Raw genomic sequence first — 13568 nt, forward strand, 5'->3', positions numbered from 1 at the left:
CCTGCTCTTGAGATGGGTCAGCCCTGTTGCCACTGGAATTCTATCGACGCGGGCCAGGTAAATAATCTTGTTCCACCCAGGATCTGTATTTATCCGAGGTTTACAGCGTTACGAAATGCTCAGCCAGTCCGATACGTTTTGCAACGCAAAGGGACAGGAAACGTTGAATAAAATCCCACGCAGACGTGAGACGCTTGAAACCTTAAACGTAAAGCGAGTTATTTAGAAAACAGCACACTGGAATAAGCGCGACGTCATCAGCTACATCGATCTATAAACTTGCTCGCCTAAAGCATTCTCGACTAAAAGACGAGCGTCCGGTTTCAACCGGTCATCATGAGTTTAATGGTTTCATGTTGCTAAAGATTAGTTCATGGCTACGCTCAACTATCATGAACAACACTTGAGCGCCAGGCTCCTCACTCCGAGAGGTGGCAATGTATTTCCGACTGTAATTGTGACAATGCTTTCATAGCCCCAAACATAGCCATGTGTGCGAATTTAATTATAAGGATATTTCCATGGGTCTTAATAGATTGTCCAGAATAAAACGCTTGTCAGCGCGTGCGGGGCTGGATTCACTGGCTGCGCAGGCGTTGACCTCCGTCGCAGCCTTCCGTCAGAAGCTATCGACTCGCGAGTTATTATCCAGTGAGGTCGACGAACTGTACGAGGCTGCCCGAGAGGAGCGAGATGCGGCGCTCATTTACGAGAAATGCTTGCTGGCTCGATCCTCTCCATTGCTGAAAAACGCAGTGCGTTTGGGCATCAACCCTCCGGACGAATCGCTACGTGATTATGAAGAGCAGTTTGGTAATCGCGCCAGTGCCTATACTTCACCAGGCTCTGTATCATCGATGTTCTCACCCGCGGCCTACCTGACGGCTCTCTACCGGAATGCTCGCGGCTTGTACCCGGAAGAGTCGCCTTATCACATTGATAAGCGCCGGCCCGACCTAAAGGGGTTATTACTCAGCCAGAGCAATATGAGCAAGGAGGTTTCTGCACTCTCGCTCTCCAACGAGGTGTTAATGACCTTGGCTGGCGAATCGCGGAAGCTGGAGGGAGGCGAAGAGGATCAGGATTCGATATTGGAATGGCTGTCTACGTATCGACTCAGTGGCTCGACACCGTATCACCACCCCCATGCTCGTTTGCGTCAGAGTCGAATACAGAAGGACCCCAAGTTTAAACAGTTGGCGGCTAACCCTCGGGTGACGGGGTTGTTTTCCGGGACCACCATGGCGGCAATGGCGTTTGATATTCCTCCTGAGTTGTACACTATTTTGACGGAGGAGGTCATGGCGGGAAACGCGGAAGAATTATACGTCAGAAACTTTGGCGATATTGATCCGGAGGCGTTAATCGCGCCACAGAGCCTGCGTCGTTATTACGGACTTAGTGATGAGGAAGTGGCGCTATTTTTAACAGATTATGCTAGTGGGGAGGAGGGGGGTGAAGAATATATCAACAATGTATTGGTGACTAAGATTGGGGATAAGGTTTATCGTCTACAAAGCGGAATTCCTACGAATACGTTAAACTACGCTTGGTTGCTGCCTCAGGCGGACGGAACGTGGTTGTTGAAATTTAGTTTTAGTGATTCTCATCCTGGTTATGATATTTTTCAGGTGAGAGTTGAATCTGCAGAAGTTATAATATATCAAGAAAACCAAGGGTGGGGGGATTTTATTCCTGGGCAATCTTATACTGTAAAAATTGAGGCTTCGGATCTTCTGCAGGGCGAATTTACAATGTCTTTGCGGCGTTATATTTATTCTGGCTCATACGTTGGTGGGCTTGTAAGCTATAATATAAGTATTGCTGATTCGTTCCAGTTTTACGTACTTAATTTGAATAAAACCATACGCCTGTGGCGTGCCACGGGTCTGCATCCTAAAAGCGTGGAGGTTATTGTCAATAGTGTTAGTCCTGACAATATTACCGATGAGACATTGCAGCTTCTGTTTCAGGTTCAGCGATGCGTACAGCGTTATGGCGTTGAGCCTGAAGAAGCCTTGGTGCTCTGCGGAGGATTGTTGTCTCAATCGGGTTATGACGACAATCAAAGCCTGTTCGATCAGGTATTTAATAGTCCGCCGCTCAATGGCGATTCATTCGCGCCGTCGACGACCCAGATAAACCTGCTGCCGGATAACGCGGCCGACCACTCTTTTGAAAAAGCTGTTTTGAAACGCGCGTTCAACGTTGATGACGTGGGTCTTTTTACGTTGCTAAGTATATTCGACAATAGCGTATCTACAGGCGCATTTACCCTTAACCTGAAAAATCTTTCAGCGATGTACGCCTTGAGTCGTTGGGCACGACTGCATGGGCTTAGTGTGGCGGAGCTAGGGCAATTACTAAAAGCTGCTGACTTGCCCAGGCTCACCTCCGAGCTAGAGAATACTCAGCTATGGTCAGGTTGGCTGCAAAAGGTCGACAGCCTGACGCAGTGGCTTAACGCCCGAAAACTGACCGTTGCCTCCGTTGAGCTGCTAACACGCCCCACATTTATGCAGGTGGCCAGTACCGAAATTTCGGCGCTACTGGACGAAGTCAAGCGAGTGATAGACGCTAACGGTGACGTCGATACGTTGGCTAAACGTATCTCTCTTCTTGCACCCGTTTTGGTTTCGTCTTTAGCGCTACCGTCCGCCGCAGTGGCTGAGTCGGTTCTTGCCTGGGCCAATGGCCTCCAGCCCGCTGAGTGGACCGTGGACCAATTCTGGGATGGGGCAGCGACCAACGATGTGAAGGCCATTGCCTTTTGCTACGGCCTGGCGCAATTGGCGCTGATTTATCACGCCACAGGTATCAACCCTCAAGCCTTTGCATTGTTTGTAGCCAGTCCTGCTCGGCTCTTGGGTCCTGTACCAGAGATCGTGGTGTTGCCGCGTGCTTTGGCAACGGTACAAGCGCTCTGTAACTTTAGTGCCTGGCTAAAAAGCCTGGGTGATGGTGCGTCTACCTTACTGGCAGCCTTTGTGGCGGACACCCTCACCCCGGCCGATCTTGCCATTGCGCTGAATGACGATGCGGCAAGGTTCGAGCAGGCTACTGAGCAAGCATTTGCCCAGGCTCAAGCCGCTTCAGACACACAGCTGAGTGCGTGGTCGGAGATCGACGCTGTGTTGCAGTGGGCGGCATTGAGCGCCGCCTTTGGTGTGACACCCGTGAATATCGGGGAGCTTCTTGCGCTGGACTATGCAGCAGATAATCAGCCGGCATGGGACGACTGGGTGCGCGTTGCAGATGCGTTCTCAGCCGGACTATCGCAAAACGAGACGAAAGGCATGGAGGCCGCTTTGGCCTCCGGACTCAGCGCCGCCCTGTCCGGTTATTTGCTCAAGTCCGGGATGACTGCCCAGTTGGCAAATAGCTCCCGCGAAGGGCTCTATCAATATCTGCTTTTGGACAACCTTAACGGGCCGCAGGTCATGACCTCTCGAGTGGCTGAAGCCATCGTGAGCTTGCAGACATTTATACAACGGACCTTAAGTGCCCCCGAGTCACAAGGTTTCGTGGATAAGACGACAGTGACGGGGCAATTCTTCACCGACTGGGAACGCTATAACCAGCGCTACAGCACCTGGGCAGGCGCGGCGAAGTTAGTCTACTACCCGGAGAACTACGTTGATCCCACGGTGCGTCTCGGCCAAAGCGGCATGATGAATACGATGCTGCAAACGTTGGGGCAGGCGCAACTCAATATCGATACGGTCGGGGACGCATTCAACACCTACCTCAACAGTTTTGAGGAGGTGGCCAATCTCAGGGTGATCAGTGGCTATCACGACAACCTGGACGTCCACGAGGGGAAGACCTACTTCATCGGAACTAACCAGAGCGAAGTGCGTGAATTCTACTGGCGCAGCGCTGACGAAGGCCGGCGCGGTGAAGACGGTCAGTTAGCGGCGAACGCCTGGACAGACTGGCGCAAGATAGAGTGTGCCGCACAGCCGTGGGGAGACTGTATCCGGCCAGTGATTTTCAAATCGCGCCTTTATCTTTGCTGGCTAGAGCGAAAAGACGTGACACCGCCTGATGCGCAAGGTATGCCGGGCACTACGAAAGTGTTTGATTACGCCATCAATATTTCCTACCTGCGTTACGACGGTAACTGGACGTCACCGAAAATCATTGATGTGACTGACAAAATAAAGTCATTTGCAGGGGCCGTTGAGTCAGGCACTGAGCCGCCAGGTCTGTATTGCACTAGTTATGACACTGAAACAACTATGGCGGTGCTGCTCTATAAAAAAGGGGAGAGTTATGCATCAGATGAGCCGGCTGAAAGTGACATGCATTTAGTCTATGTTTATGAGGACATGACGTCGGATCAGAGGGAAGACTCCGCTCCCACTTTTCTTGCATCCATGAAGTACGAGCTTGATACCGCTAAAGAAAATATTATAAATAATAAATATACTCACGGGTTGAGTGTGTTGGGGGAAGTGCCTGCCACGGCATATATGCCAAATTATATTTTCTCATATTGGTCTGGAAGTTATACGGTCGACTCAAATGGGTCAGAACCTAATGCGCTACTTTCCATAGCTAAGCAGGTAAATATTTCACCGCGCATTCCTGAGGCTGTGAAAACGATATCTTTAATTGATAGCAGCTTTACTGAAGTGTCTTTATTTAGACAATTGCACTCTGATGACGACAATGTATGGTTTGTTAGATATAATAAAAAAATAGTTGTGCTTTTTAGATATTCTATGTCGCCCATAAAGCCTCTTTCGGTTACTGTGAATTATGGAATTCATGGCCCTCAGGTTTTAGTGGGTGGTAGCGTAAGTTTAAGGTCATATTACGTCGTGGTTTATGATGATCCGTTTCCTGATTCGACGCTTGCTCCGGGTGAGCGTGGCCATTATGTGAGAATAGATTTTTTATACTACCTTTATGGGTTTTATACGCAGCCTCAATGGATGCTCAATACTCTTCACCCTCTTTCACCTGAAGCCGTTATACTAAATGTTTATGACGGCAAAAAAAATCAGACTTTTTCGGCCATAGATTATGTCGATCCTCTTCCTCCATTTAATGGCGAAGATGGGATGCTTTACAATTTTAATGTTAATGATATTGAAATTAGTAAAGACTGGGGGGGGACTCCCTCTTATGATTTGGCTTTCAGTTTAACCATTTTAAGTGCTGATCATATGGATTGGCTTGTCACCCTAAATCGCAATGCTTCTGATGCAACAAACATCATCAAAATAAAAAACACCCATGAAAAAGCTCAATATATGGAGGTCGACGCCTATCGCACACGTCTCAATACACTGTTTGCCCGCCAGTTGGTGGAGCGGGCTGCTTCAGGTATTGACACTATTCTTAGCTACGAGACGCAAGAGATTCAGGAACCTCAGCTGGGCGAGGGGTTTTTTGTGACGCTTAATTTGCCCGTCTATGACCAGGCGCAACACGGCGATGAGAAATGGGTAAGGATTTATTATCAATCATTTGCTGAGGTTGATGATAACTATCTCGCGTGGTCAGGGAATCTCAGTGATCAGGCTATAAAGCCAGTGGAACTATTTGTTCCCTATCCTGACGACGGTTGGTTTTTGGAACAGGATATTCATCTGCGGATCCAGTATCAATGTGCAGACTTCAACCAAGCTAATAGCCAAAGTGTTTGGATTGGTTACTTACCTGGCAGTCGATCTGTCGATATCGCAAGACCCGGACGACATGCTCTTGCTCCGCATATTGTCCAAAGCGTTACTGGGCGTGATAATAGCACCGTGCCGATGGACTTCTCTGGCGCCAATGCCCTGTACTTCTGGGAGCTGTTCTACTACACCCCAATGATGTCGGCGCAACGCTTCCTGCAAGAACAACAGTTCACATTGGCTGATCAATGGTTGCGCTATGTATGGAGCCCGTCGGGTTATGTTGTACGCGGTCAGCATGTCGACCGTAACTGGAACGTGCGCCCACTCCAAGAGGACACCCGTTGGAACGACGCCCCACTCAAAGCCGTAGATCCTGATGCCGTGGCGCAAAATGACCCTATGCATTACAAGGTGGCTACCTTCATGCGGGCGTTGGACTTGCTTATTGCTCGAGGCGACTCTGCCTACCGTAAACTTGAGCGAGATACCCTCACCGAGGCAAAAGTCTGGTACAGCCAGGCCCTGAACCTGCTGGGTGAACAGCCCTACATCCGCGCTAATGCGCAGTGGACTGAGCCATCGCTAGGCGAGGCATCCTCTCAGGCGTTGGCTGAGCAACACGTGACCGTATTGAGCTTACTGCGCGAGGGGAAAGCCGAAACCATTAAGGCTATGGCATCGACAAACACGGCCACTGCAAGTTCATTGTTCCTGCCTGAAGTCAACGAGGTGATGCAGGGCTACTGGTTAACGTTGCGCCAACGCATGTACAACTTGCGGCATAACCTGACGCTGGACGGCCAACCGTTACTGTTGCCGCTGTTTGCCAAGCCGGCCGATCCAAAGGCTTTGCTCAACGCTGCCGTGGCGGCGGAGGGTAGTGGTGGGTCAGATCTCCCCGTCACATCTCTTCCTTTGTGGCGCTTCGAGCCGATGCTCGACAGTGCTCGTGGTTTGGTGTTCCAGCTCATACAGTTCGGTAATGCTGTCCAGGGTGTGCTTGAACGGCAGGATGCAGAATCACTGAATGCCTTATTACAAAATCAGGGCACTGAGTTGATGGCCAGCAGTATCCGCGTACAAGAAGGCACGCTCAGAGAGCTTGAGGCTGAAAAAGCGGTCCTTTCTAAAGCCAAAGACAGTGCACAGAAGCGATTCGACAGTTATTCCCGCATGCATGATGAAAACATTAATGCTCGCGAACGTTTGTCCATGGAGATGCAAGTAGCTTCACAATCGGTTGCGGCTGGAGCAAAGGTTGCGCATATGACCGCAGCTGCTTTAGGCCTTGCGCCAAATATCTTCGGGCTCGCCAATGGCGGTATGAAGTATGAAGGTGTAGGCAATGCGGTCGGCATTGGTATTACGATGGCGTCCGATGTGTTGATGATAACGAGTTTACGCATCGCTCAGGAAGAGATGTACCGTCGCCGGCGTGAGGAGTGGGAGATCCAGCGCAACAATGCAGAAGGTGATATCCATCAGATTGAGGCTCAACTGGCGGCTCTGGATGTACGTATAGAGTCTGCTGAGCTGCAGAAAACTCATCTGGAGATGCAGCAAGGACAAGCACAGGCGCAGTTGGACTTTCTGCAGACCAAGTTTAGTAATAGCGCTCTATACAGCTGGCTGCGTGGTCGTTTGGCAACCATTTACTTCCAGTTTTACGACCTGGCTGCGTCTCGGTGCCTGATGGCCGAAAAGGCGTGGCACTGGGAGAGTGGTAAGAGCGATACCTACATTCGCGGTGGTGGATGGCAGGGTACCTGGGCCGGACTTACCTGTGGCGAGGGACTTATGCTCAATCTGGCGCAGTTGGAAACCGCACGGATGAAGTGGTCTAAACGTGCTCTTGAAGTCACACGCACTGTTTCGCTGGCTGATTTTTATCGCAGCACATTGGCAGAAACCGATCAGTTTGAGCTGTCAGCTGCGGTGTCGGCGTTGCTGAGCGGTGACACGCCTCCAGAGGGCAGCGCCGAGCGTGTCAGGCTGGACGAGAGCGGCGCGTTAACGGCTTCAATTACACTGGCGGATCTGAATATAGTTGATGACTACCCCAGCGGGCTGGGAGATCAACGCCGAATCAAGCAGGTCAGCGTATCACTGCCTGCCTTGTTAGGACCTTATCAGGATGTTCAGGCGGTACTCAATTATACCGTTGGGGGGAACGGTTTACCGCCGGGCTGCGACAACATGGCAATCTCGCGAGGCGTGAATGACAGCGGTCAGTTTCAGGCCGACTTTAATGACCCGCGTTGGTTACCGTTTGAAGGGGCAGATATCAGGGAGGGCAGCATGATAATCAGCTTCCCGCAGGCCGAAACGAAACAGAAGGCGCTGTTGGAAAGCCTGACCGATATCATTTTGCACATCAACTACACTATCCGCTCTCTATAGTCTTCCTGGCTGGACCCGCCTGCAAAGGAGCGGGTCCTTTAAAGAGTCATGTGAGCGACCCGGTTTCCATGGCATCGCTGCTCCCCCAGTGCTTCTTAGGTCATCATTCGCGGTGCTAGCGGCTTGCCCGCGCGTTTCCAAAAGCTCGCATCAGGTGCATTGGAATACCATTTGGAGCGCCAATATCAATAGCACTCCAAAAGCGTCGAAACCCTTGTATTTTCTGAATCACAGACACAAAAAAGACGCCCTGGGGCGTCTTCATTTGCAATTTGGTGGAGCCGGGGGGATTTGAACCCGCATCCGAGCCTTTTAAAACGCGGCTCGCAGGCTCAAGGCTGGCATAAAGCTGTCATTCCTCGCGCTGCGTGATGGAGTATGTCATTCTCATGCTCAAGCCTTTTTCGCCGATAAAGGGAAAAGTTTTACACGGAAGGACTCCAAATGGCCGTACCTGTCGCCGCAGCTGCTAACAACCCCGATGGGGGCGTCAGCCCAACCTTTGATGACCAAGGAGCATATCTTAGATCTCTGACTCCTGAGATTGTGATCGCGCTCTGTGGACCTATGGGGACGCCATTGCACGAAGTCGGGAAAACATTTCAGGACCTTCTTCGAGGAACTGACTTTGGATACGCAGATGTAAAAATCTTGCGCTTGAGTGATCAGATCAAGCGCCTGAAGAAGTTGGAAAATGAAAAGTCAATTGACCGCCTCATCGAAGCAGGTAACGAGCTTCGACGAGATTACGGGAACGCTGTGCTTGCTAAGTTAGCTATTCAAGAAATTTTGTTATCTAGGGCTGAACATCAAGAGCTCCATAATTCCGAATTGCGAGATAAAGATCCAGACGCTGCGTCGGATCCTGATGTCTCGATGCCCCGTGCACCAAGGAAGTGCTGCCACATTATCGATTCGATAAAAAACATCGACGAGCTGGCTCTTCTCAGATCGGTCTATGGTGACATGTTACATGTCATAGGTGTCTACTCACCTATTGAAATGCGCGTTGACCGCTTGGGCCGAATAAAAGGTCCTGACGATGAAATACACAAGCTCATCGATAGAGACTCAGGCGAAGAAGTCAAGTATGGTCAAAGTGTCGAGGACACATTTCCTCGCTGCGATTTTTTTCTTCGAGTCGATTCCGCTACTGACTCCCAACGTAATACGAGGGTAAGACGATTTCTTGAGTTGATGCTCGGAACCAGGATTATTACGCCGACTGTAAACGAGCGAGCTATGTACGCGGCATATTCAGCTGCACGTAACTCTGCGTGCCTCTCTCGACAGGTTGGCGCAGCGATCACAAACGCTGATGGAGAAATTCTCGCTTCCGGTTGGAACGATGTACCTAAAGCATTTGGCGGGCTTTACCACACTGTAGATCAGAATTCATCAACTGACGATGATCGCAGGTGCTGGAACATTGATGGTGGCAGATGTTTCAACGATGACGAGAAAACTACTATTGCTAATGCAATGGTAGACCGTTTGATAGTTACGGGGCTGGTCGAAGAGGCCAATAGGGCTTCTGCTTTTGAAATGCTCAGAAAAGATTCTCAGCTTAAGAGTCTAATTGAGTTTTCGCGGGCGGTGCATGCTGAAATGCATGCCCTTCTTACTGCTGGAGAAACAAAAGGTGGGCAGATCAGAAATGGTAAGCTGTTTGTGACTACCTATCCCTGTCATTCTTGCGCCAGGCATTTAGTGGCTGCGGGCGTGAAGGAGGTTTACTTTCTTGAGCCCTACCGAAAAAGCTTGGCGACTAGGCTGCATTCCGACTCTATTACAGAGCGCGAAAGCGACGATTCTAAGGTGCGTTTGATGCCTTTTGATGGAGTCGCTCCTTCCAGATTCTTGAGGTTCTTCTCTGCGCATCCAAGCGGCAGAAAGGATCCAAAAGGAATCATGCATGTTCATGAGGCCTCGCCCGTGACTTCCATCACGCTTGAGGCTATACATACGCTTGAAGCTTTTACCTTAAGAGCATTAGAATCCGCCGGCTTGAACAAACGGTGACCGAAAATGTCTGAAATTGATCTCAATCTTGTGGAAGCTAGCATGGAACATCACGTCCAACTTACCCTTGATTTTCATGGCGTTGGGGAACGCATGGGTGATTTTCCAGAATTCGTGAAGCCCCTTCCTGGTGCGTTCCATCATCGGTTTCGGTTAAGTCCTGAAAAGCCATCGTCCAATGTTGTGCTTCTGAATACTCGCATGTCCGCGACCGTCAGTCGCAATAATGATCTGATCGGGAGGATTCTCAGGAGCGTTCGCTTTCACGGCTAAGGCTTGTGGAATCTGAGCACGTGGCTCAATAGACGCTCAGCTTTTTTGCCAGTGGTCGCATCTGCGGCAGGCATTCACCTGCCGTAAACCCTCGTGATCATTGTCCAGTCACTATGGCCCACTTGTGACGCTACCCACATAGGGTGTTCGCCCGCAGAAAGCATCATTGAGGCGTAAGTATGTCGGGTCTGGTACGGACGGCGGTACCGGACGCCTGCCTTCTTCATCGCTGGTACCCACATTGTTTTCCGGATCGGGCCATCCGCCCGTTCGGCTGCCTCAATGCCAGCCCGCTGCTGGCGGGCACTGTCGGCTCGCTACCGGCGGGGGTGAATGCTGTGGCCGGGTCGGTGCTGGCGGACGGCTACAAGGCTGTCGGCTTTGGGCTGACCGGTATCACGACGCGGTGGTACAAGGAGCCTGCTGCCTATGGCGAGGCGCAGTGCATCGAGTTGCGTGGCAACATGGCTGCGGCGGGCGGCTACATCTACGTGCAACCCACGGCCACCGTGGTACAGACTAACCTGGCGGCTGGCGACGTTATCGAAATGGTGTCGGCGGTCGAGATCGACGGCTCATCGCGCGGAGTACTGGCCTGGGAAGCTGAGTTGACCATCACGAAGACAGTGGGCGGGGCCTCGTCCACGTTCTACTATCGGTCGATGGACAAGTACCAAGAGCCGTTCACGATGCCGGCCAGCTTTTCCGGGGAGCTGGAAACGCAGCGCGGCACGATTGACCTGACTGAAACCGTAATCACCTCGCGCATGGGCCTGTACCTGGCTGCAGGCGTGCCGCAGGACTCGACGGTCAAGACCGCTCAGTTCGGGATTCGTAAGGTTTAAATATTTATACCGAGCATGAGGAGCGCTTTTGAACGAGCTCAGTCATTTGTGCTTCTGCTCAGCTATCCTCCGATATAAATATCATCTGGTTTTTATGCTAAAACCCTCAATAGGGATTTCTTCGGTACGATTGTAAATTGGTAAAGTGCTAAAGTTAATCTTTTCAAGAGTTTCGCAGCTCCATGCCTTGCTTTGGGCTGCGTTATACAACATGCCTAATGTCATTGCCGTCTTTGCGCGCCGATCTTTAGATCTGAAGAATACGAAAATGTCAGTCCCTTCTGGCTTAAAGTAACGATAGTGGTCGTAGTCACCGGGGGCGACGCCAAAGTTTTCGAAAAAATCTTGCATAAAGTCATTTGCGTCGTCACCGTCAAGCCCTAGATCCCAACTGACTCTTGTAGCGAGGCTGAGAGTCTCGAAAGCTTTTCGGCCAAATCCAACATAAAAGTAGATTCTCTCTACGAGATAGTCAACTATCTCACGATTTAGATTGTTTCTATCCATTTTTAAAAAACCTGATCTTGTTCATCTACGATAGAATTGTAGGTGTTCACCGTTATGTAACCTATTTTGCCAAGCTCGTATGCAGTATATGACCATCCTATAACGGGTGTTGCTCGCGCGATGAAGCCACCAATGCTTCGTGTCCATCGGAGGTGCGGCGGGAACCATCCTGTAAGAGAAGGTGCTCTGAAGTCTCCAGGAAACTTGCGGTTGTTTAGAGTGCGCCGCATGACTATAGACATGACGGAAGTGTTATTAATCGCTCCGCCAGGCTTTGTTCTAGTTGGTATTATGTTGGCGCCTAAGACGATGCCTAATGCAGCCCCTACATCGTCCAGTCCAAACTCATCCATTGCCACCTCTGTGGCAATAACATAAAGTAGTTCATTTGCAGTTAGTCCGCAGTCACCGTCATAACAATATATTCTCGCCACTTAAAATATCCTTATGCGTAAGTGCTATTTCGTATTTGATCCCAGCCACCGGAGATCTGTCCAATTATCAAGCCGGTGGTCCGGCTTTGCTGTGAATACTGCATGCTGACTTTGGCGTAACTAAATCTTATCACCTCCTCGGGAAAATTTGAGGGCGATCGCTCGAATAGATTGCCGGAGGCAACGCCACTTATGATGACTTCGTCAAACACATATTCCAGATATTTTTGCTTTTCGCCGCCAGCACGACGTACGTACAGCTTCATTTGCTTAATATGTTGGCCTGCGCAACATGCCTCGAAAATCTTAGGGGTCGCAGTGTCAACAGCTTTTACAATGCTGAAGTCACTTAAGTAAACCCGACCGACTGTAGCCCCACCAGCCGAGCTTGCGGTTCTTGACACCGACTGAGCGGCTGATAAGCAAAAAGTGGTAATCTCAACCCAGTTCTTGCAGTCAGAGTCCGTAGACTCTCCATTAATACCATCAATCCAAAGATATGCATCTATACTCATTCCAGCTCCTTGGAACATCTCTTAATGTGGTTCATTGCCGTAGGACGATAGCACAAAGTCTGCCTTTACGACTCGTGAATGCCCTTTTCGTCGGCGCAGATTTGCGTCCTCCGACACAGCATTCCAAACTTAAGCCACCAAATTTTTGGACTGAAGCTATCACCTATCACCTATCACCTGATCGACTAGCTCAGTAAAAACAACGTGGATATCGGGGCTAGCGCTGGTGCAATGAGTTGGTAACTAGATGCAAGATCATTCGCTCTTCCTAACAAGTCGACGAAGCGGCTGATCTTCGTATCTCCGGAGGCATGTTCCGATACTAGATTCTGGTGGCGAAAAAGAGAGCCTAAAGCTTGCTCAACGGCTGCTTCCAGTCCTTCAGGGCCTGTGATTTTGTAGGTCATCAAGGCGGTTCTTATAGAATGCAATTGCCGGACCAATGCAGCTTTAAGCTTGTCATTCATTGTGGCGGCAAGGCATTCTTCCAATAGCTCATCCACGCTCTGAAGTAAAAGTTCTATCTGCGCTTCCTGATCTGACGGAGTGGCACCGAAGTATGCATCCAATTGATGCTCCATAAACGTCAGAGACACAATCATGGCGTCATTTGGAAAACCGGGCACAGAGGTCATTGGTGTCTGCATTTGCATATGTGCGCACAGCTGCTCAATCTGCCGAAAAGGAGCTAGATAAAAATCAGGGCAGTTTTCTATATACCTTTCGGTCGCAGCACGCGCATCGTCGTTCAGCTTCATAACACTGAGCATCCCTTCCATTATCTTGCGGGTCTCGCTCGGCTCGCAGCCGAGTACTTTGCACCACACTCTAGAGATTGAGGCCCCCTGATTGTGATAGCCCGTGAACTGCCCCATGGTATCTTTGAGTCTGCCAACCGGATTATTTTTCACTGATGCACCCTGTGCTTGGAACACTAGC

7 protein-coding genes and 2 pseudogenes are annotated in these 13568 nt (G+C 50.3%); 4 read left to right on the forward strand and 5 right to left on the reverse strand.

The features are described from left to right. Positions 1-521 precede the first annotated feature (521 nt). The 3 genes from LIX91_RS12185 (at position 522) to LIX91_RS12195 (ending at position 10328) form a co-directional block, all read left to right on the forward strand. The gene (locus LIX91_RS12185; RefSeq protein ID WP_226488540.1) at positions 522-8033 is read left to right on the forward strand and encodes a neuraminidase-like domain-containing protein; all 7512 of its coding nucleotides are present in this window, start codon (positions 522-524) and stop codon (positions 8031-8033) included. A gap of 444 nt (positions 8034-8477) precedes the next feature. Further along, positions 8478-10055 (forward strand): anti-phage dCTP deaminase, encoded by a 1578-nt coding sequence (locus tag LIX91_RS12190; RefSeq protein ID WP_100072542.1) that lies wholly within the window; start codon positions 8478-8480, stop codon positions 10053-10055. Between the two features lie 6 nt (positions 10056-10061). Then, positions 10062-10328 (forward strand): hypothetical protein, encoded by a 267-nt coding sequence (locus LIX91_RS12195; protein ID WP_143524609.1) that lies wholly within the window; start codon positions 10062-10064, stop codon positions 10326-10328. Between the two features lie 77 nt (positions 10329-10405). On the opposite strand, the pseudogene LIX91_RS12200 reads toward LIX91_RS12195, so the two are convergent. Continuing rightward, positions 10406-10591 (reverse strand): annotated as a pseudogene (locus LIX91_RS12200) (site-specific integrase); the annotation flags it as partial. Here LIX91_RS12200 and LIX91_RS12205 point away from each other — a divergent pair. Then, positions 10586-11173, forward strand: a pseudogene (locus tag LIX91_RS12205) (SGNH/GDSL hydrolase family protein); the annotation flags it as partial. The pseudogenes LIX91_RS12200 and LIX91_RS12205 overlap by 6 nt on opposite strands. 81 nt (positions 11174-11254) lie before the next feature. Here LIX91_RS12205 and LIX91_RS12210 read toward each other — a convergent pair. The 4 genes from LIX91_RS12210 to LIX91_RS12220 form a co-directional block, all read right to left on the reverse strand. Beyond that, the gene (locus LIX91_RS12210; RefSeq protein WP_100072541.1) at positions 11255-11680 is read right to left on the reverse strand and encodes a DUF1493 family protein; all 426 of its coding nucleotides are present in this window, start codon (positions 11678-11680) and stop codon (positions 11255-11257) included. 2 nt (positions 11681-11682) lie between these two features. Next, positions 11683-12114, reverse strand: coding sequence for an STM2901 family protein (locus tag LIX91_RS25830; RefSeq protein WP_371675902.1), 432 nt, complete (start codon positions 12112-12114; stop codon positions 11683-11685). Positions 12115-12125: 11 nt separating this feature from the next. After that, positions 12126-12629: an Hcp family type VI secretion system effector gene (locus tag LIX91_RS12215; protein WP_100072539.1), complete on the reverse strand. Its 504-nt coding sequence runs from the start codon at positions 12627-12629 to the stop codon at positions 12126-12128. Between the two features lie 185 nt (positions 12630-12814). Next, positions 12815-13540: a hypothetical protein gene (locus LIX91_RS12220; protein WP_143524608.1), complete on the reverse strand. Its 726-nt coding sequence runs from the start codon at positions 13538-13540 to the stop codon at positions 12815-12817. Between the last annotated feature and the right edge of the window lie 28 nt (positions 13541-13568).

This window comes from Pseudomonas sp. B20, from assembly GCF_020515755.1.
Taxonomy (GTDB): domain Bacteria; phylum Pseudomonadota; class Gammaproteobacteria; order Pseudomonadales; family Pseudomonadaceae; genus Aquipseudomonas; species Aquipseudomonas syringae.